This window comes from Roseibium sp., assembly GCF_025698965.1.
GTDB lineage: Bacteria > Pseudomonadota > Alphaproteobacteria > Rhizobiales > Stappiaceae > Roseibium.
On record NZ_JAILWL010000074.1, the window covers coordinates 1 to 17,734 of the forward strand.

At 57.6% G+C, this 17,734-nt stretch carries 15 protein-coding genes; 8 read left to right on the forward strand and 7 right to left on the reverse strand.

What is annotated here, in order from left to right:
* Positions 1-252: 252 nt before the first annotated feature.
* The 3 genes from K5905_RS08310 to K5905_RS08320 form a co-directional block, all read right to left on the reverse strand.
* Positions 253-1,032: an ATP-binding cassette domain-containing protein gene (locus K5905_RS08310; RefSeq protein ID WP_297582416.1), complete on the reverse strand. Its 780-nt coding sequence runs from the start codon at positions 1,030-1,032 to the stop codon at positions 253-255.
* A gap of 301 nt (positions 1,033-1,333) precedes the next feature.
* A complete protein-coding gene (locus K5905_RS08315) occupies positions 1,334-2,482 on the reverse strand; it encodes an ABC transporter permease (protein WP_297582419.1) in 1,149 nt (382 codons plus the stop codon).
* 175 nt (positions 2,483-2,657) lie between these two features.
* Positions 2,658-3,599 carry a sugar ABC transporter substrate-binding protein gene (locus tag K5905_RS08320; protein ID WP_297582422.1) on the reverse strand — a complete coding sequence of 314 codons (942 nt, stop codon included), beginning with the start codon at positions 3,597-3,599 and terminating at the stop codon, positions 2,658-2,660.
* Positions 3,600-3,774: 175 nt separating this feature from the next.
* Here K5905_RS08320 and K5905_RS08325 point away from each other — a divergent pair, with 175 nt between their 5' ends.
* Positions 3,775-4,779, forward strand: coding sequence for a LacI family DNA-binding transcriptional regulator (locus tag K5905_RS08325; protein WP_297582425.1), 1,005 nt, complete (start codon positions 3,775-3,777; stop codon positions 4,777-4,779).
* 24 nt (positions 4,780-4,803) lie between these two features.
* On the opposite strand, the gene K5905_RS08330 is transcribed toward K5905_RS08325, so the two are convergent.
* Genes K5905_RS08330 through K5905_RS08340 form a run of 3 tightly spaced genes read right to left on the reverse strand, consistent with a single transcriptional unit; the run spans position 4,804 to position 8,003 of the window.
* Positions 4,804-5,943, reverse strand: a complete 1,140-nt coding sequence (locus tag K5905_RS08330; protein ID WP_297582427.1) for a Gfo/Idh/MocA family oxidoreductase — start codon at positions 5,941-5,943, stop codon at positions 4,804-4,806.
* On the reverse strand, positions 5,940-6,842 hold the full coding sequence (locus K5905_RS08335; RefSeq protein ID WP_297582429.1) for a TIM barrel protein: 903 nt from the start codon (positions 6,840-6,842) through the stop codon (positions 5,940-5,942). The genes K5905_RS08330 and K5905_RS08335 overlap by 4 nt, the downstream gene beginning before the upstream one ends.
* A gap of 39 nt (positions 6,843-6,881) precedes the next feature.
* The gene (locus tag K5905_RS08340; RefSeq protein ID WP_297582431.1) at positions 6,882-8,003 is read right to left on the reverse strand and encodes a Gfo/Idh/MocA family oxidoreductase; all 1,122 of its coding nucleotides are present in this window, start codon (positions 8,001-8,003) and stop codon (positions 6,882-6,884) included.
* Positions 8,004-8,122: 119 nt separating this feature from the next.
* On the opposite strand from K5905_RS08340, the gene iolD reads away from it, so the two are divergent.
* Genes iolD through K5905_RS08360 form a run of 4 tightly spaced genes read left to right on the forward strand, consistent with a single transcriptional unit; the run spans position 8,123 to position 12,659 of the window.
* The gene (gene iolD / locus K5905_RS08345) at positions 8,123-10,003 is read left to right on the forward strand and encodes a 3D-(3,5/4)-trihydroxycyclohexane-1,2-dione acylhydrolase (decyclizing) (RefSeq protein WP_297582433.1); all 1,881 of its coding nucleotides are present in this window, start codon (positions 8,123-8,125) and stop codon (positions 10,001-10,003) included.
* A 1-nt stretch (position 10,004) separates the two neighbouring features.
* Entirely contained in the window at positions 10,005-10,979 is a 975-nt protein-coding gene (gene iolC / locus K5905_RS08350; RefSeq protein ID WP_297582435.1) for a 5-dehydro-2-deoxygluconokinase, read from the forward strand.
* A gap of 10 nt (positions 10,980-10,989) precedes the next feature.
* Positions 10,990-11,832, forward strand: a complete 843-nt coding sequence (locus K5905_RS08355; RefSeq protein WP_297582438.1) for a 5-deoxy-glucuronate isomerase — start codon at positions 10,990-10,992, stop codon at positions 11,830-11,832.
* Positions 11,829-12,659 carry a class II fructose-bisphosphate aldolase gene (locus K5905_RS08360; protein ID WP_297582440.1) on the forward strand — a complete coding sequence of 277 codons (831 nt, stop codon included), beginning with the start codon at positions 11,829-11,831 and terminating at the stop codon, positions 12,657-12,659. Before K5905_RS08355 ends, K5905_RS08360 begins: the two co-directional genes overlap by 4 nt.
* Here K5905_RS08360 and K5905_RS08365 read toward each other — a convergent pair.
* Positions 12,646-13,572, reverse strand: coding sequence for a LysR substrate-binding domain-containing protein (locus K5905_RS08365; RefSeq protein ID WP_297582442.1), 927 nt, complete (start codon positions 13,570-13,572; stop codon positions 12,646-12,648). The two genes, K5905_RS08360 and K5905_RS08365, sit on opposite strands and share 14 nt — an antisense overlap.
* 115 nt (positions 13,573-13,687) lie before the next feature.
* On the opposite strand from K5905_RS08365, the gene K5905_RS08370 reads away from it, so the two are divergent.
* The 3 genes from K5905_RS08370 to K5905_RS08380 are packed head-to-tail and all read left to right on the forward strand — an operon-like array spanning position 13,688 to position 17,464.
* Positions 13,688-14,743, forward strand: coding sequence for a saccharopine dehydrogenase C-terminal domain-containing protein (locus K5905_RS08370; RefSeq protein ID WP_297582444.1), 1,056 nt, complete (start codon positions 13,688-13,690; stop codon positions 14,741-14,743).
* The gene (locus tag K5905_RS08375) at positions 14,736-15,935 is read left to right on the forward strand and encodes a pyridoxal phosphate-dependent aminotransferase (protein ID WP_297582446.1); all 1,200 of its coding nucleotides are present in this window, start codon (positions 14,736-14,738) and stop codon (positions 15,933-15,935) included. Before K5905_RS08370 ends, K5905_RS08375 begins: the two co-directional genes overlap by 8 nt.
* 29 nt (positions 15,936-15,964) lie before the next feature.
* Positions 15,965-17,464, forward strand: a complete 1,500-nt coding sequence (locus K5905_RS08380; RefSeq protein ID WP_297582448.1) for an aldehyde dehydrogenase family protein — start codon at positions 15,965-15,967, stop codon at positions 17,462-17,464.
* The last annotated feature ends 270 nt before the right edge of the window (positions 17,465-17,734 follow it).

The following is a 17,734-nucleotide window of genomic DNA, read 5'->3' on the forward strand; positions in this document are numbered from 1 at the left end:
GTGCGTCGGATGGGGGAGGGGCAGTTGGCCGATCTGTTCCAGCCGATGGCCGATGCCCTTCGCGCTGACAACTATGACGGTGTCATCTCGTTGGAAAGCGTCTACCACCCCGGAAACGGAGACTTCGAAGCCGGATTCCGGCAGTGCATCGACCGTTTCAAAAATCTCTTTGGGTAGGATCTCCCAGCCTGCCTGAAGGTCTGCCGCCCGGTTTGTTTTGCAGCGCCGGGCGGCTTTTTTGTGATTTGCCGGTCAGATTGTACCGCCGAGGGATCCTTCGAGCTCGGCGAGTTCCTGTCCGCCAGCCATGAGGTCCTGTAGTTCCTCTGCCTGGATATCGCCTCTTGCAGCTGTTCCGAGTGTTTTCCCCCGGTTGAGCACGGTGAAGCGGTCACCGACGGCCATGGCATGTCGGACATTGTGTGTGATGAAGACGACACCGATGCCCTTGTTGCGGACCTTGTCGATCGTGGCGAGGACGTTGGAGGTCTGGCGAACCCCGAGGGCGGAGGTCGGCTCGTCGAGGATCAGCACCTTGGCGCCGAAGTAAACGGCGCGGGAGATGGCGACCGTCTGGCGTTCGCCGCCCGACAGGGTGCCGACCGCCTGGTCGGGCGAGCGCAGGCGAATGCCCATCTTGGCCATTTCGCTCATGGTGACCTCGTTGGCCTCGGCAAAGTCGAAGAACTTGAACGGCCCGACCCGCTTCTGCGGTTCCCGGCCCATCCAGAAGTTGCGGGTCACCGACATCAGCGGGATCATCGCCAGGTCCTGATAGACCGTGGCAATGCCGGCGGTCATGGCATCGCGCGGGTTGTTGAAGCTCACTTCCCTGCCTTCGATCAGGATCTTGCCCCTGGTCGGCTTGTGCACCCCGGACATGGTCTTGATGAAGGTCGACTTGCCGGCGCCGTTGTCGCCCAGAAGGCAGTGGCATTCGCCGGCCTTGACGGAGACCGAGACGCCGTTGAGGGCAATCACCGGGCCGAAGTGCTTCTCGATATCAACGAGTTCAATGAGTGCATCGGACATCTAGAGCCTGCCTTGTCTAAATTGGATCATTTGACCGAGACGATTTTGGTCTCTGGCGAGGCGGGTTGTCCGCAGTGGTGTGTCCCCACCACAAGGGCGAGCCAACGATGCCAGGGGGCAAAATCGTCCGGCCCAAACGGCTTGAGTTTTCAATTTTTCTCTCCTCCTGAGGGTGGTGGACAATCGGCCCATCGGCGGCGTTGCGCCGCTTGCCCGATGTGCCGCATCGCGCTGCGCGACGCGCCTTGCCGACTGAACCGATTGTCCACCATCAAATGCTCCAATTTCGACAACGCAGGCTCTAGCGTTCTCCCGTGATCATGCGGCGGATATAGGTGTTGAGGATCACGGCGAGCAGCAGGATCACTCCGAGGAAGACGCGGAAGAGCGAGCTTTCCACCCCGGCAAAGAACAGGCCCTGCTGGACGACACCGAAGATCAGCGCGCCAAGGGCAGCGCCGATGACCGAGCCGTAGCCGCCGGTCAGAAGCGCACCGCCAATGACCACGGAGATGATCGCCTCGAACTCCTTCAACAGACCGCGGTCGGCGGCGGCCGAGCCGAACTCCATCACCTGACAGGTGGCGAAGATGGTGGCGCAGAAGGCGGAGAACATGAACATCAGGATCTTGACCCGGTTGACCGGAACCCCGACATAGCGGGCCGCCTGGGCATCGCCGCCGGAGGCAAAGATCCAGTTGCCGAAGCGGGTGCGGGTCAGAAGAAGATGGCCGAAGACAATCAGCGCCAGCGCCCAGATCATCAGCATGGGAATGCCCTCGACCACCGGCAGGCCGGCCTTGGGCCCGGCAACGAACTTGCCGACCAGGCCGAGATCGGCCAGCCAGACGAACAGGCCGGAAAAGACCTTGCCGCCGAACAGCCAGGCAATCGGATCGCCCTCGGCAACATCCCGGACCCCGCCGATGATGGTCTTGCGGGTGGTGGCAATGGCAATGAAGATCGTCAGGCCGCGCAGAATGTAGAGGAAGGCCAGGGTGACGATGAAGGAGGGCAGGCCGGTCTTGATGACCAGATAGCCGTTGAGGGCACCGATGCACATGGCCAGGGCAAAGGCGACGATGATGGCGAACCAGATCGGATAGCCCAGATGCACGCTCAACAGGGCAATGACGATGCCGGAAAAACCGATCATGGAGCCGACGGACAGGTCGAACTCGCCGGCAATCATCAGCAGGCAGGCGCCAACGGCGATGATGGCGAACTGGGCGGAGACCGTGCCCCAGTTGACGATGCCCTCGGCGGCGAACATGCCGCTGTCACGGGCAATGCCGATGAAGAACATGAAGACGAGAATGGTGCCGCAAATGGCGCCCAGCTCGGGACGGATCAGCGCCTTGCGCAAGGGCGACATCTCCCGGATGCGCTCATCCTTGGCAGGCGTGTCGGGCTTGTCTGGCGCGGCTGTCTGTTGGGTCGTATCAGCCATGGTTTCCTCCTGCGTGCCGTGTGGCCGGCCGCGATAGTGCAGCCCGGCCGCAGAACAGTTTGTGTTGGGTTTTCAGTGCCAGCAGCGACTTTTGTCTGCTCGGCCTTGCCGGAAAAAGGAGAGGCGGGGATCCCGCCTCTCAAGTGGACCGCCTGAGGCTGCCACAAATCTCGCCTTAGCGGTATTCACCAGCGAATTCTTCAACCTTGGTCAGGGCGTCCTTGGTGACAAAGCCCGGACCGGAGTTGATGTTGTTGCCCGGCAGGACGCCGAAGCGCTGGTAGTTGGCCAGAACAACCACCGGCAGATAGGCCTGCAGGAACGGTTGCTGGTCAATGCCCCACTGAATGGTGCCGTCCTTGATGCCCTTGACGATCTCGGTGCCCAGATCAAAGGTGCCGAAATAAATGTCGCCGGCCTTGCCCATTTCCTGAAGGGCACCAATGGTCGGATCGGCCGAGGTCGGGCCGAGGGTCAGAACCGCATCGGTGTCCGGGTTGGCGGACAGATAGGCCTTGACCTTGTTCTTGATTTCCGCCGGATCCTGACCACTGTCGATCATGCTGGTGCCCAGCTCAACACCCAGACCGTCGGCAAAACCGCGGCAACGCTCGCCGACCACAGGGTTGGAAACCACATGGTTGACACACAGGAACGAGCCGACACCGTCGCGCTTGGCACGCTGACCGGCAGCCAGACCCGCATCATATTCCGGCTGACCCACATACATCAGGGCGCCGACCTCAGCTGCCTGTTCCGGCGTGCCGGAGTTGATGATGATCACCGGAATGCCCTTGGCAACCGCATTCTGGATCGGACCGGACAGAACGTCCGGGTCGGCCAGAGTGGTGATGATGCCGTCCGGATTGGACGCAGCCGTCTGCTCGATGATGCGTGCCATGTCGGCAATGTCGCCCGTCGGAGGGTTGCGATACTCAACCTCGGCGCCAACATGATCACCCGCAAGGGCCAGACCGTTCTTGATCGTGTTCCACCAGCTGTCACTGTCAGGCGCATGGCTCACAAGTACAAAACGCTCACCATCAGCAACAGCAGGCGCGCTCAATCCCGTAAATGCAATGGCTGCAGCAGCCATCGCAAACAATGTCTTCTTCATAAAATCCTCCCAGTTTGCAGGCACGTCTAAACGGAGCTCTTCAGCGTAGGCTCCGTGCCTTCCTCAAGACAAACACACTCAAAGGAAAATTGCAACCGGTTGCAAAAAAATTGACGAAGAACAGCAATCGTGTAGTTTCGGCAGGTGAAGTGGATGAATTGGTTGGGTTGAGGACTTGGCGGTTACATTGAAGGAGGTGGCGGAACTGGCAGGCGTATCGCGATCTGCCGTTTCGCGCACTTTCACGGACGGAGCCAGCGTATCTGCACGCACCCGGGAAAAAGTGGAAAAAGCGGCCAAGGCTCTCGGGTACAGGCCCTCGCTGATTGCGCGAAGTCTGGCGACCAATCGCACCAAGTTGATCGGCCTTGTGGCCAACAACTTTCAGAACCCCGCATTTCTGGATGTGTTCGACCTGTTTACCAGCGAACTTCAAAAACGGGGGTTCAGACCGCTTCTGGTCAATCTGTCCGGAGACACTTCACCAAAAAAGTTTGTAGAGCTGTTGAAGCAATACAGCGTCGACGGGGTGATCGTGGCAACTTCAACGTTGCCGACCAGCTTTGCCAACGCGTTTCAGACCGCGGGCATTCCGGTCATTCATACTTTCGGCAAGTTTCAGGCCAATGCGAATGTTCATGTGGTCGGTATCGACAATGAATTTTGCGGTAGCATGGCGGCCCAAACGTTTGCTGAGCGCGGTTACAAAAGTGTCGCCCTTCTTGGCGGACCAGAGACCGCGACGTCAACGCAGGACCGCGCCGCCGGTTTTGTAAAAACGTCCGAGCAGCTCGGCCTTCGGGTGGTAAAAACCTGTTTTGCGGAGAACTACACCTATCAGGCTGGACGGGAAGCCATGCATGAGGTCATGGACGGAGAGGATGTGGAAGCCGTCTTCTGCGGTGACGATCTGATCTGCATGGGGGCAATGGATGCGGCGCGTGCGGCCGGCAAGGCGATTCCGGAGGATATCGGATTTCTCGGTTTCAACGACATCGCCATGGCTGGATGGGACGCTTATGCGCTAACAACGATCCGTCAACCGATCCGCGACATCATCATGAGTTCGGTTGAGCTTGTGGTCGGTATGGTGGAGAACCCGGCCAGAAGCCCGGAAATCAGGTTGTTTCCGTGTTCGGTGATCGACCGCGGATCGCTGCGGCCGATCACCGGAAACTAGCACTTGCCAGGGCTTGGCCCCGGATTAAATAGCAACCCAGGCACCGCGCGCTTTTGCGGATTTCGCGGCCGCTTCGATGGCTTTCATGGAGTGGAGCCCATCGACAGCTGTCGGATAATCAAGAGCCAGGTGACTTGGAGCCACGCCAGCCTTTTCCGCCTTCAGCACTTCCGCCAGATCATGGTAGATATTGGCGAAGGCAACCGGCATGCCCTCAGCGTGCCCGATGGCGATGCGTGAAGCACGTGTTGCCTGTTCAGAAAGCGTTGCATCGCCACGCTCAAGGACCTGGGTCCGGCCGTTCAACGGTGTCCAATAGAGCTGCTCGGGATGCTGCTGCTCCCAGGAAAGACCACCCTTTTCGCCAAAGACCTGCAGTGTCAGACCGTGCATGCGCCCGACTGCAATCGCGCTGGTCCACAATCGACACAAGGTTCCGCCGTCCAGGCGGATGTTGATCATGGCATCGTCTTCCAGCTGACGGTCTCCGACGAGCGAAGCGAAATCCGCCGACAATTCGGCCGGCACCTGACCGGCAACGAAACAGGCCATGTGAAAGGCGTGGATGCCGGCATCGGCAAAGACGGCGGATGTGCCCGCCTGAGCCGGATCATAGCGCCAGCGCACGCGCGGATTGTCGGCTTCTTCAGCGTCCGCATGAAAACCATGGGCGAATTCGGCCTTGATCAGGCGAATGTTGCCAAGCTCACCTGCGGCGACCATGGCGCGCATCTGCCGAACCAGTGGGTAGCCGCTATAGCCGTAGTTCACAGCGCAGATCTTGCCCGACTGACGGGTAATTTCAACGATGTGTTCGGCCTCTTCCGCCGTCATCGTCAGCGGTTTTTCGCACAGCACGTTGAACCCTGCTTCGAGAAAGGCGCGTGAGATTTCATAATGCGTCGCGTTTGGTGTCGCTATCGTCACCAGGTCGAGACGATCCGATCGGGACTTTTCTCCTTCCAGCATTTCCTGCCAGTTGCCATAGGCGCGGTCTGGGGAAACACCGAGCTGTGCGGCAAAACTCTTGCCACGCTCCGGATCGATGTCCAGTGCGCCGGCTGCCAGCTGGAAATGCCCATCCATGCCTGCGCTGATGCGATGTGCCGGGCCGATTTGCGAGCCTTCACCGCCGCCGATCATGCCCCATAGAAGTCTGCTCATGCTGCCACCTCAAAGCCGATGGACTGAAGATAGGTCCGGTTGCCCATGGCGTCGTCGAGTGGCGATTGTGCCTTGGACGGATCGCAGTCCTGTTCCACGGTACACCATCCTTCGAAGCCGGCTTGTTCGAGACGCGCCTTGACTGTCGGGAAATCGACCGCGCCCTTGCCCAGGTTACAGAAAATACCATTGCCGCAGGCTTCGTAAAAATCGGTCCGGTTGGCGATCACATCTGCACGGACCGCCGGATCGATATCCTTGAAATGCATATAGGAAATCCGATCCATGTAACGGTCCATGAATGCCACCGGATCAAATCCGGCATAAAGGCTGTGGCCGGTGTCCAGGCAGATTTTCAGGATACTGTCGTCCACTTCATCAAGCAGCCGATCAATTTCGTCCTCAAAGTCCATGAAGCCGCCTGCATGGGGATGAATAGCGGTGGTGAGACCATATTCTTCGGTGCCCATCCTGGCGATATCGCGGATCAGGGAACGATAATCGACCCATTCCGAGGCGGTCATTTTTTCAGCTTCCGCTGGCCGACCGGCTGTCGGGGCGCGGCGTGGAGAAATGGAATCGATCAGGACCAGATGCCGCGCGCCATGTGCCTTCAGCGCTTCGCACGTTCGCACAGCGCCGTCCTTGACGTCGTCCCATTTGCCAGGATCATGAAAGGGGCGGAATACAACGCCGCCAATCAGCTCAAGATTGCGTGCTTGCAGCGCATCTCCAAGTTCCGCCGGATCTTCCGGCATGAAGCCGACAGGTCCAAGCTCGATGCCGCGATAACCGGCGTCACGACACTCATCGAGCACTGTTTGCCAAGAGGGATTGCGCGGATCATCCGCGAATTCGACACCCCAGGAACAGGGCGCGTTTCCTATTTTGATTGTCATCTGATCTATCCAGAAAAGACGCGTCAGGTTCAGACTTGCCTAGACGTCGTCGAGATTAATCCAGCTTTTGGATTCGTGGGATTGCCAGGCCGCTTCAATGACCTGGTTCACATACAGGCCATCCTCGAAGGTTGGCCAGATATTGGTTCCGGTTTCGATTGCCTTCAGGAAATCGCGGGCTTCCGTTGTGATCTGCTCCTGATAGCCCGTTCCGTGTCCCGGCCCGAGGCAGAAATTGACATAGTCCGGATGATGCGGCCCGGTGAGGATCTTTTTGAAACCCTCACGCGCAGGGTTCTGATTGCCTTCATAAAGCCAGAGCGCGTTCTGGTCTTCCTGATCGAAGCGAATGGATCCTCTGGTGCCGAAAATCTCGTAAACATAGCCCATTTTGCGGCCAAAGGCAGTGCGGCTGATGTAGAGCGAGCCGAGAGCGCCTGAGGTAAACCGGCACATGAGCTGCGCCTGATCATCATTTGTGACAGGCACCATCCCGTGATCCGATGGGCGCTGTTTCACGACTGTATCGATCTCGGCGATTAATTTTGCCATCGGGCCGGCAAGTGCCTGCGAGGCGTTGATGATGTGCGGCGCCAGATCGCCCATGTTCCCATTGGAACGGCCTTGTGCCCGCCAGGTGCCGGGCAGATTGGGATCGGCAAAAAAGTCTTCCGTATGCTCACCGCGCAGATAGGTCACCTCCCCGATCTCACCGGAGGCAATGATCTCGCGGGCAAGCTGGCTGGCCGGCGTGCGGATGTAGTTGAACCCGACCATGTTGATGCAGTCTGAAATCTTGGCCGCAGCGGCCATTTCGCGACTTTCCTTGAGGTTCTGCCCAAGGGGTTTTTCACAAAAAACCGGTTTGCCGAGTTCAAAGGCAGCAGTTGAGATTTGCAGATGGGTATTTTGCGGCGAAGCAATGACGATCGCTTCGACCCTCGGATCGGATACCACGTCGCGCCAGTTCGCTGTCGAGCGCGCGAATCCGAGCTCGCTTGCCTTCTTTGCAGCACCTTCTTCGGTTGTCGTGCAGATCATTTCCAGCACCGGCCGCAAATTCGTATTGAAGACGGCTCCGACAGACTGCATGGCCACGGCGTGAACCTTGCCCATGTAACCGCCGCCAATGATGCCTATGCCAAGCTTGCGCTTTTCCATCAGTTTTTTGATCCATTTTTGCAACCGCTTGCAAAATAGCTAAACACCCATTAGCTTTCACAGTCAAGGGCCCCCGGGCCGGAACCCAAAAAATGCTTTTCCGGGAGGAATTGAGGCTTATGGCCGAGAAGACGCTTCGCCTGACGATGGCTCAGGCACTTGTCCGTTATCTTGCTGCACAATTTGTCGAGATCGACGGCCAGACTGTCCGGTTTTGCGCCGGCGGATTCGGCATTTTCGGTCACGGTAACGTGACCTGTCTCGGTGAGGCGCTTTACAATCACAGGGACGAATTGCCGCTGTGGCGTGGTCAGAACGAACAATCCATGGCAATGGCTGCCATTGGTTATGCCAAGCAGCAATTGCGCCGGCGCTTCATGTTCGCCACGACATCGGCCGGGCCCGGTACGACCAACATGCTGACCTCCGCCGGAATTGCGCATACCAACAGGCTGCCATTGCTGATGTTGTCCGGCGATGCCTTTGTCACGCGCCTGCCGGATCCGGTCCTGCAACAGGTTGAGCATCCTGGCAACCCAAGTCTTTCAGTCAACGATGCCTTCAAGAGCGTGACCCGATACTGGGACCGCATCACGCATCCGGCACAGTTGCTTCAGTCTCTGCCAGCCGCGGTCAACACTTTGATCGACCCGGCGGATTGCGGCCCTGTTTTCCTGGGGCTGCCACAGGATGTCCAGGGTTGGGCCTATGACTACCCTGAGAAATTCTTCGAGCCGAAAATCCACTATATGCGCCGGCAGGCCGCCGATGGCCACGAACTGGCAGCCGCCGCTGAGCGTCTGAAATCGGCCGAACGTCCGGTGATCATTGCCGGTGGCGGGGTTCAGTATTCCCTGGCAACAAAGGAGCTTCGGGAGTTTGCACACAAACATCGGATTCCCGTTGTGGAAACCATCGCGGGCCGTGCGAACCTGGTCTATGGCGATGATCTGAATTGTGGGCCGATTGGCGTCACCGGGTCGAACTCAGCCAACAATCTGGCGAAGGATGCAGATGTGATCCTGGCTGTGGGGACCCGTTTGCAGGATTTTACCACCGGTTCGTGGACGGCCTTTGCCGAGGACGCCGACATTGTGTCGGTCAATGTCGGCAGACATGATGCCGGCAAGCATATGGCACTGCCCGTTGTGGGTGATGCGAAACTGACGCTTCCTGATCTTTCTGAGGCTCTCGGATCCTACGTGACCCCGTCAGGCTGGGTGGAAAGGGCCGCGCATGAGCGTGCCGACTGGGGAATGTATCTTGACGAAAACGCATCACCGATCGGCAAGGACGGCAGCAACAGGCCAATGTCCTATGCCCAGGTGATTGGTGCGATCAACGAGGTGTGCGATGCGGAAGACCGGGTCGTAGCCGCCGCAGGCGGGTTGCCGGCCGAAGTCACCGCCAATTGGCGGACGAAGTCCCTCGGCAGTGTCGATGTTGAATTCGGTTTCTCCTGCATGGGGTATGAAATCGCCGGGGGCTGGGGTGCCCGTCTCGGTCATCAGGAAAAGCATCCGGATCAGGACACTATCGTGTTTGTCGGTGATGGCTCCTATCTCCTGATGAATTCCGATATCTACTCTTCGGTTCTGGCCGGTACCAAAATGATCGTTGTTGTTTGCGACAATGGTGGCTTTGCGGTCATTAACAAGTTGCAGAACAACACCGGCAACGAGTCGTTCAACAACCTGATCTCGGATTGCAAAATCGCTGTCGAACCCTTTGCCGTCGATTTTGAAGCGCATGCGCGCGCCATGGGTGCCAACGCTGAAACCGTGCATTCCATTGCGGAATTGAAGGATGCTTTCGCCAGGGCCAAACAATCAGACCGGACCTATGTCATTTCGATGCAGGTGGACGCCTTCGAAGGCTGGACCCAGGAAGGCCACACCTGGTGGGAAGTGGGAACACCGGAAGTTTCCAACAGTGAACGCGTGCGCAAGGCCCATGAGGACTGGGAAGCCGGACGCGCACCGCAAAGAAAAGGCGTCTAGGATGCCGACACGCCTTTCACCGCAGTCGAAATTTCTTGTTCTGGGCCGGGCGGGGATGGATCTATATGCGGATCCACCCGGCACCGAGGCGGAATACGCACAAAAGTTTGCGACCGCACTCGGCGGCTCGTCCGGGAACATCGCTGCCGGACTTGCACGCCACGGACTGTCTGCGAGCCTGCTGACCTGTGTGTCGGACGATGCAATCGGGCGCTTTGTGCGCAATGAGCTTGAGGCCTACGGCATCGATGCACGTCATGTGCGCGTGCTGGAAGGAGAGACCCGGACTTCGCTTGCGGTCACCGAAACGCGGATCGAAAACACGCAGAACACGCTCTACCGGAACAATGCGTCGGATCTGCTTTTAAGCGAAGACCATGTGCTCGAGGTACCTTTCGACCTGTTCGACGCGCTGATCGTGACGGGAACGGCCTTGGCAACAAATCCCTCGAGAGCCGCAACTTTCCGGGCCATGGAGCATGCGCGCCGCGAAGACGCGCTTGTCGTCATCGATCTCGATTACCGTCCGTATTCCTGGCCTGACAGCCATGAGGCTGCGGAAACATATCTCGCGGCAATCGAGGCAGCGGATGTCATCGTCGGCAATGATGACGAGTTTGCCGTGGTTGCCAACGGGTCCCATGACGACGGGCGCAGCCTTGCCGCCAGGTTGGGGCAGGGCGACAAGATCATCGTTTACAAGATGGGTGAAAAGGGATCAGTCGTTTTTACAGGGGACGGATCTTTTGAAACCGGCATTTTTTCAGTTGAAGCCATCAAGCCCATGGGGGCAGGAGACGCTTTCATGGCGTCGCTGATGGCATCGCTCGCTGCCAAGAGTTCCTTGAAAGACGCGGTTCTGCGCGGTTCGGCCGCCGCGGCAATGGTGGTCTCCCGTTTCGGCTGCGCTCCGGCAATGCCTACCCCCGCCGAACTCGACGCATTCCTGTCCCAAAATTCCGCCCCACAGACCTGAGGAGGCTGCCATGCATTTTCCACCTTATGACAACAAAAATGAAGCGATCATCGATGTCGACGACAGCAGGGTTCCTCTGAACTATTTCAACATCGTCAAACTGACCAGGGGCCAGGCATTCGAATATGCGGTTCCTGGCTATGAGACGGCAGTCGTTCCGGCGACGGGCAGCGTCGATGTGACGATTGAAGGCCTGTCCTTTCCCTCCGTCGGGTCACGCGGCGTCGATGTCTGGGACGGGGAGCCGGAGGGTGTTTATGTGCCCTCAGGTGCCAAGGCTCAAATTGTGTGTGTAAGCGATGCGGCAGAAGTTTTCATCGCTGGCGCGAAATACGACAAGGTGCTGGAGCCGTTCGATGTTCGGCAAAAGGATATCGATCTTGTACAGTACGGGTCGGACGACACCAAAACCCATCGCAAGATCAAGCATATCCTGGGAACCAAATACCACGACAAGGTCGGCCGTCTGCTGGTGTCGGAACTGTTCACGGTCGGGCAGGGCGGATGGTCGGGCTTTCCGCCTCACAAACACGACACGGACCGCCTGCCTGAAGAATCCCGTCATGACGAGACCTACAATTTCCGGTTCCGCCCAAACAAGGGATTTGGTCTGCAGCTGGTTCAACGTGAAGACGGCAAAGTGGGGGATGCCTATCATATCGTCGATGGTTCCACGATCGTGCTCGATAAGGGATATCACCCGTGCGTCGTCGCTCCTGGCTATGAGATGTACTACTTCACGATTCTCGGTGGGTTGTCGCAGCGTTCGCTCGTCCAGTATTTCCAGCCCGATCACGCCTGGCAGATCGAGACTATCCCCGGTATCAAAGACATGATCGCAAAATTCAAATGACGGCAGTTTCCCTCAATGAGGTCCTGCCGTCCGCCGCTTCGAACGGTTACGCTCTTGCGGGACTTGTGGTTCTGGGTTGGGAAGACGCGGTTGCTTTCGTCGATGCGGCCGAGGCCGTCGGTTGCCCGGTCATTCTTCAGGCCGGACCGGGATGCCGGGCGCATACGCCGATACCCGTTATCGGCAGGATGCTGCGGTACCTCGCGGATCGGGCAAGCGTTCCGGTTGTCTGTCATCTCGACCATGGTTACGAATTGGACGACTGTCGAAGTGGCATTGATCATGGTTTTACCTCGGTGATGTTCGACGGGTCCAAGCTGCCGATTTCTGAAAACATCGATCTGACGGCACGTCTTGCCGAAGTGGCTCATGCCGCGGGCGTGTCTGTCGAAGGTGAAGTCGGATATGTCGGATATGCGGAAGGGGCAAAGTCGGCCTTTACAGACCCCAATGAAGCAGCACGGTTCGACCGGGAAAGCGGCGCGGATGCAATCGCGATTTCTGTCGGCAACGTTCACCTGCAGACGGAAACAACCGACGGCATCGACTTCAATGCGCTTCGTGCCTTGGAAGACGTGACGACAAAACCGCTTGTCCTGCATGGCGGCAGCGGCATTCCTCCGGAAATTCGCCGGAAGCTGGCGCGGGAAAGCCGTGTCAGCAAGTTCAATCTTGGCACGGAGTTGCGCCAGACCTTCGGAAGGTCCTTGCGAGAAATTCTTGCCGAGAGGCCGGAAGTCTTCGACCGATTGGATATTCTGAAGTCAACAATGCCGGCGATGCGGCAGTCGACGGAGCATATTCTCAGAACGATTACCAAGGTTTAGGTGTCTTGGCACCCTGTCCGACCCGACGGCTGACCTGTTTTCGGATCCAGGAAACGAACTCAGCAGCTGGAGGGCTGAGTTCACCGGGCGGGGTTGCTATATAGTAGTTGTGATCCGATCCCTCCTCGACAGTTGCAAGGTCAATCAGAGATCCCGACGCCAGTTCGACCTCGATCAGATAGGTCGGCAGGATTGCCGCTCCCAAGCTACTCACCGCGGCAGTGATGATCATCGAAAACTGGTCGAAGTAACTGCCCTTCTGGACATGTGTTGTCGCGTCCGGAACGTTCTTTTGGAAGACTTTCCAAAGATGCGGGCGTGAGGTCATGTGAAGAAGAGGCAGGTTCAAAATGTCGGCATTGCAGGACACCGGATTTTCTTCGACCAGCGCGGGCGAGGCGACAACGACAAGATCCTCCGGACAAAGCGGCGTCAGTTTTGCCCCGGGCCAGTCATTTGTGCCGAAGTGAATGGCGACATCGATGCCCTGTTCCACCAGATCGAACGGTTCCGCCCGGCTGTAGACCATGAGGTCCAGGTTGGGGCGCCTGATCTTGAAGTCCTTCAATCTTGGCACCAGCCATCTGGTGGCAAATGTCGGCAGGGCGGCAAGCGACAAAAGCTCCTGTGTTTCTCCTGCCGCGACGGCTTGAGAGATTGTTCGGCGCAATCTTGTGAGATCTGAAAACAGACTGTCCGCCAGAGTTTTGCCGGCATGGGTCAGGCGGATGCCGCGTCCTTCCCGGCGAAACAACGATGCGCCGATCTGGTCTTCCAGTTCCTTGACCTGACGACTGACGCCACTCTGGGTCAGACCCAGTTCTTCTGCGGCGGCGGTAAAACTCTGATATCGGGCCGCGGCCTCAAAGCAGCGGAGCACCGAGATGCTGGGAATTGGAATGTCACGTTCCATTGGTGTGCCTGACTATTCATGAGTTTTAGTCATGTAAATAACTATTTTTCAGGTGTTTTTGTGCCGGTCAAGTGGGAGTACTCTGGTTTCAAACGGGTTCAGGGAAAATTCGAATATGCATAAGATAGCGGTTCTCGGTCTCGGCAAGGTCGGCACTCTTGCGAGCGAGCTGTTGCACGAAAGTGGATTTGAGGTGACGGGTTTTGACGCCCATGCGGGAGCAGATCTTCCGTTTGAGATCAAAACAATCGATGTCAGCGATACCGGCGCGCTTAAGGCGGCGCTTACAAATCAAGACGCGGTCCTGTCCTGTCTGCCGTATTTTCTGAATACCGGCGTGGCGACCGTCGCATATGATCTTGGAATTCACTATTTCGACCTGACGGAAGACGTGCCGACGACCAAGGCGATCATGGAACTCGCCGGGACGTCGAAAGGACTGATGGCACCGCAATGCGGTCTGGCACCAGGCTTTGTCGGCATTGTCGGGGCAAGCCTGATTGAGGAATTCGACACCTGCCGTTCCTGCCGGATGCGGGTCGGTGCGTTGCCACAGAACCCGACGGGCTTGATGGGCTATTCGTTCAACTGGTCGCCGGAAGGTGTCGTGAATGAGTATCTGAACGATTGCGAAGTTCTGGAAGACGGTGAAATCAAGTGGGTTTCACCGATGGAATGGATCGAGAAAATCGTCATCGGCGGCATTGAGCTGGAAGCCTTCACCACCTCTGGTGGGCTTGGCACCATGTGCGAGACTTACAAAAACCGGGTGCCGAATATCGACTATAAGACCATGCGCTATCCGGGCCATGTGCAATTGATGAATTTCTTCTTCCATGAGCTGCTCATGCGTGACCGGCGCAAGGAGGCCGGCGAAATTCTGGTCAATGCCAAGCCGCCGGTCAGCGATGATGTCGTATATATTCATGTTGCCGCCGAAGGCGAGATCGATGGCCGCACACAGCGCAGGGAATTCGTGCGAGGTTTGAAACCGGTCGAAATTGCCGGCAAGGAACGTACCGCTATCGCCTGGACCACGGCATCCTCTGTTGTTGCCGTCATCGAAATGGTGAAAGAAGGCACGCTTCCCGCACAAGGTTTTCTGAAACAGGAAGATGTATCGCTTCAGGCCTTTTTGAAGACCCGAAACGGTGCCCGGTACAATGGGTGAGCAAGCGACGTTTCAGCGCGCAGAGCGTATCGGCAGGCTTTCCCTGTCGGAGATCGTACAGATCTCGGAAAGGGCGAGACTGCTTCGAGACGAAGGTCATGACGTTATTGCCCTGAGCACGGGGGAACCTGATTTTCCAACACCGCCGCATGTGATTGCCGCGGCTCATACAGCTGCCGAAAGCGGGAATACAAAATATCCGCCGACGGCTGGAGCGATTGCGCTTCGAGATGAAATTGCCAAGGAGAGCGGCACGTTGCGTGAGAACGTGATGGTGTCAACCGGTGCGAAGCAGGTCCTGGCAAACGCCATGCTGGCGACCCTTGATCCCGGAGACGAAGTTATCATTCCAGCGCCTTATTGGACGAGCTATTCCGACATTGTCGTCATGGCCGGAGGGCGTGTAGTCACCGTGTCATGTCCCATGACAGAAGGGTTTAAGCTCAGGCCGGAAAAGCTCGAAGCGGCGATTACGGAAAAGACGCGTTGGGTGATGCTCAATTCGCCGTCCAATCCGTCCGGTGCGATCTACTCCGTCGATGAGATGAAGGCGCTTTCAGACGTACTGGAAAGACACCCGCATGTCTGGGTGCTTTCGGACGAGATTTATGAGCATCTGAGCTACAGAGCATTCATCAGTTTCGGGGAGGCGGCCCCTTCTCTCAAAGAACGTCTTCTTGTCGTTAATGGTGTTTCCAAAGCCTGGGCAATGACGGGGTGGCGCATTGGTTGGGGGATTGGTCCTGCGGGTCTCATCAAGGCCATGACAGCCGTGCAGGGGCAGATCACTTCGGGTGCCTGTTCGATCGCGCAGGCTGCGGCGCTTGCTGCTTTGACCAGCGGTCGGGAATTGCTCGTGGCGCGCCGGTCCGAATTCGAGGCTCGGCGTGATCTGGCAGTCGAACATCTGAATTCCGTTTCCGGGATCACATGCCCTGTTCCCGATGGCGCGTTTTACGTGTTTCCGAATATTGAGGGTCTGATTGACGCGGGTGGTTTTGAAAACGATGCCGCTGTCTGCGACTGGTTGTTGCGCGAAGCACATGTCGCAATTGTCCCGGGACGTGCGTTCGGACTTCCCGGCCATGCCCGGATTTCCTTTGCCTATGCGCAAACCGACCTGATGAAAGGCCTTGATCGTATCGCACAGGCGGTCAGCAAATTGAATTCATACGAAGAAAAGAGCCGGTGATCCAACACCGCTTGTCACAGGAGATGAACATGGAACATGCACAGGTCTTGAGTGCGCTTGGTTTCAGCAATGATGAGCTGACCGGCGGATCACTTGCCGTCCATTCGCCGATTGACGGGGCTGAAGTTGCCCGGATCGCTGAAACGCCGCTGTCCGATATGGCAACTGTCATTGCCCAATCGAAACAGGCCTTCAAGGCCTGGCGGACGGTTCCCGCTCCCCGCAGGGGCGAACTGGTGCGGCTGCTGGGTGAAGAACTGCGCGCTGCCAAGGATGAACTCGGCGCGCTGGTAACGCTGGAAGCCGGCAAGATCACGTCCGAAGGTCTTGGGGAAGTTCAGGAGATGATCGACATATGCGATTTCGCGGTCGGTTTGTCCCGCCAACTCTATGGTCTGACGATTGCATCCGAGAGACCCGGCCACAAAATGTCGGAATCCTGGCATCCGCTCGGCCCCTGCGGCGTGATCACCGCGTTCAACTTTCCGGTCGCCGTCTGGTCCTGGAATGCGGCCCTTGCGCTGGTCTGCGGCAATCCGGTTATCTGGAAGCCGTCGGAAAAAACACCGCTGACGGCGCTTGCCTGCAAGAAGATATTCGAAAAGGCGGTCTCCCGACTGGGGAATGATGCGCCTGAGGGACTGATGCAGGTTGTGATCGGCCGCGCTGATGTCGGTGAGGCTCTGGTGACGTCCCGCGACGTTCCTATCCTGTCTGCTACCGGCTCAACCCGGATGGGGAGTGTTGTCGGACCGAAGGTTGCCGCGCGCTGGGGGCGTCCGATCCTGGAACTTGGCGGCAATAACGCAATGATCGTTGCCCCTTCCGCCGATCTGGAAATGGCAGTGCGTGCGATTGTGTTTTCCGCTGTCGGTACCGCTGGCCAGAGATGTACCTCCTTGCGTCGCCTGATTGTGCACAAGTCCGTCAAGGAGGAGCTGGTTGCCAAGCTGGTCAAGGCCTATGGCAGCCTGCCAATTGGCGATCCGCGACAAGACGGAACGCTGATCGGTCCGCTGGTCGACAGAGGGGCTCTCGACGCAATGCAGGGAGCGATTGCGAAAGCCAGGTCGGAAGGCGGCACGGTTCACGGCGGTGGTCCTGTCACGGAAGGTGTTCCGGGTGGCGCCTATGCCGCTCCGGCGCTTATCGAGATGCCCGGTCAGACCGAGACAGTGAAAACGGAAACCTTCGCTCCGATCCTCTATGTCATGGAATATGAGGATCTGGACCAGGCAATCGAATTGCAGAACGGTGTGCCCCAGGGCCTTTCGTCCTGTATCTTCACCCTGAACATGCGCGAAGCGGAAACGTTCCTGTCGGCAACCGGTTCCGATTGCGGCATTGCCAATGTCAATATCGGCCCATCCGGCGCTGAAATCGGCGGAGCTTTCGGTGGCGAGAAGGAAACCGGTGGCGGGCGGGAGTCCGGCTCCGATGCCTGGAAAGGGTATATGCGGCGTCAAACCTCGACGGTGAATTACTCCGCCGAGCTACCGCTTGCACAGGGTGTCAAGTTCGACATCTAGAGTTTTAGGTCCGCTTTCAGGCGGGCCTTTTCTCTTTGATCGGACGGTTGGAGTACCATCAGACAGAGCGGCCAATGATATTGTGGCTCTCGAAATTGCCCGGATTTTGTCTCCTGAAGGCGCAAAAATTATCACCTCCTGATCAATTTTTCAGCAAATTGGGTGCCTTCGGAAAAAATTTTGCCATTTGTTCAAATTTTTTGACTTTTGGGGCGGTGCTCAACTTGTTAGCACGCCAATTCTGTGATCATCTTTTGGTGTAAAAAAATA

Coding starts and splice junctions, on each gene's coding strand:
- K5905_RS08310 (WP_297582416.1), bottom strand. CDS start 1,032: ATGTCCGATGCACTCATTGAACTCGTTGATATCGAGAAGCACTTCGGC.
- K5905_RS08315 (WP_297582419.1), bottom strand. CDS start 2,482: ATGGCTGATACGACCCAACAGACAGCCGCGCCAGACAAGCCCGACACG.
- K5905_RS08320 (WP_297582422.1), bottom strand. CDS start 3,599: ATGAAGAAGACATTGTTTGCGATGGCTGCTGCAGCCATTGCATTTACG.
- K5905_RS08330 (WP_297582427.1), bottom strand. CDS start 5,943: ATGAGCAGACTTCTATGGGGCATGATCGGCGGCGGTGAAGGCTCGCAA.
- K5905_RS08335 (WP_297582429.1), bottom strand. CDS start 6,842: ATGACAATCAAAATAGGAAACGCGCCCTGTTCCTGGGGTGTCGAATTC.
- K5905_RS08340 (WP_297582431.1), bottom strand. CDS start 8,003: ATGGAAAAGCGCAAGCTTGGCATAGGCATCATTGGCGGCGGTTACATG.
- iolD (WP_297582433.1), top strand. CDS start 8,123: ATGGCCGAGAAGACGCTTCGCCTGACGATGGCTCAGGCACTTGTCCGT.
- iolC (WP_297582435.1), top strand. CDS start 10,005: ATGCCGACACGCCTTTCACCGCAGTCGAAATTTCTTGTTCTGGGCCGG.
- K5905_RS08355 (WP_297582438.1), top strand. CDS start 10,990: ATGCATTTTCCACCTTATGACAACAAAAATGAAGCGATCATCGATGTC.
- K5905_RS08360 (WP_297582440.1), top strand. CDS start 11,829: ATGACGGCAGTTTCCCTCAATGAGGTCCTGCCGTCCGCCGCTTCGAAC.
- K5905_RS08365 (WP_297582442.1), bottom strand. CDS start 13,572: ATGGAACGTGACATTCCAATTCCCAGCATCTCGGTGCTCCGCTGCTTT.
- K5905_RS08370 (WP_297582444.1), top strand. CDS start 13,688: ATGCATAAGATAGCGGTTCTCGGTCTCGGCAAGGTCGGCACTCTTGCG.
- K5905_RS08375 (WP_297582446.1), top strand. CDS start 14,736: ATGGGTGAGCAAGCGACGTTTCAGCGCGCAGAGCGTATCGGCAGGCTT.
- K5905_RS08380 (WP_297582448.1), top strand. CDS start 15,965: ATGGAACATGCACAGGTCTTGAGTGCGCTTGGTTTCAGCAATGATGAG.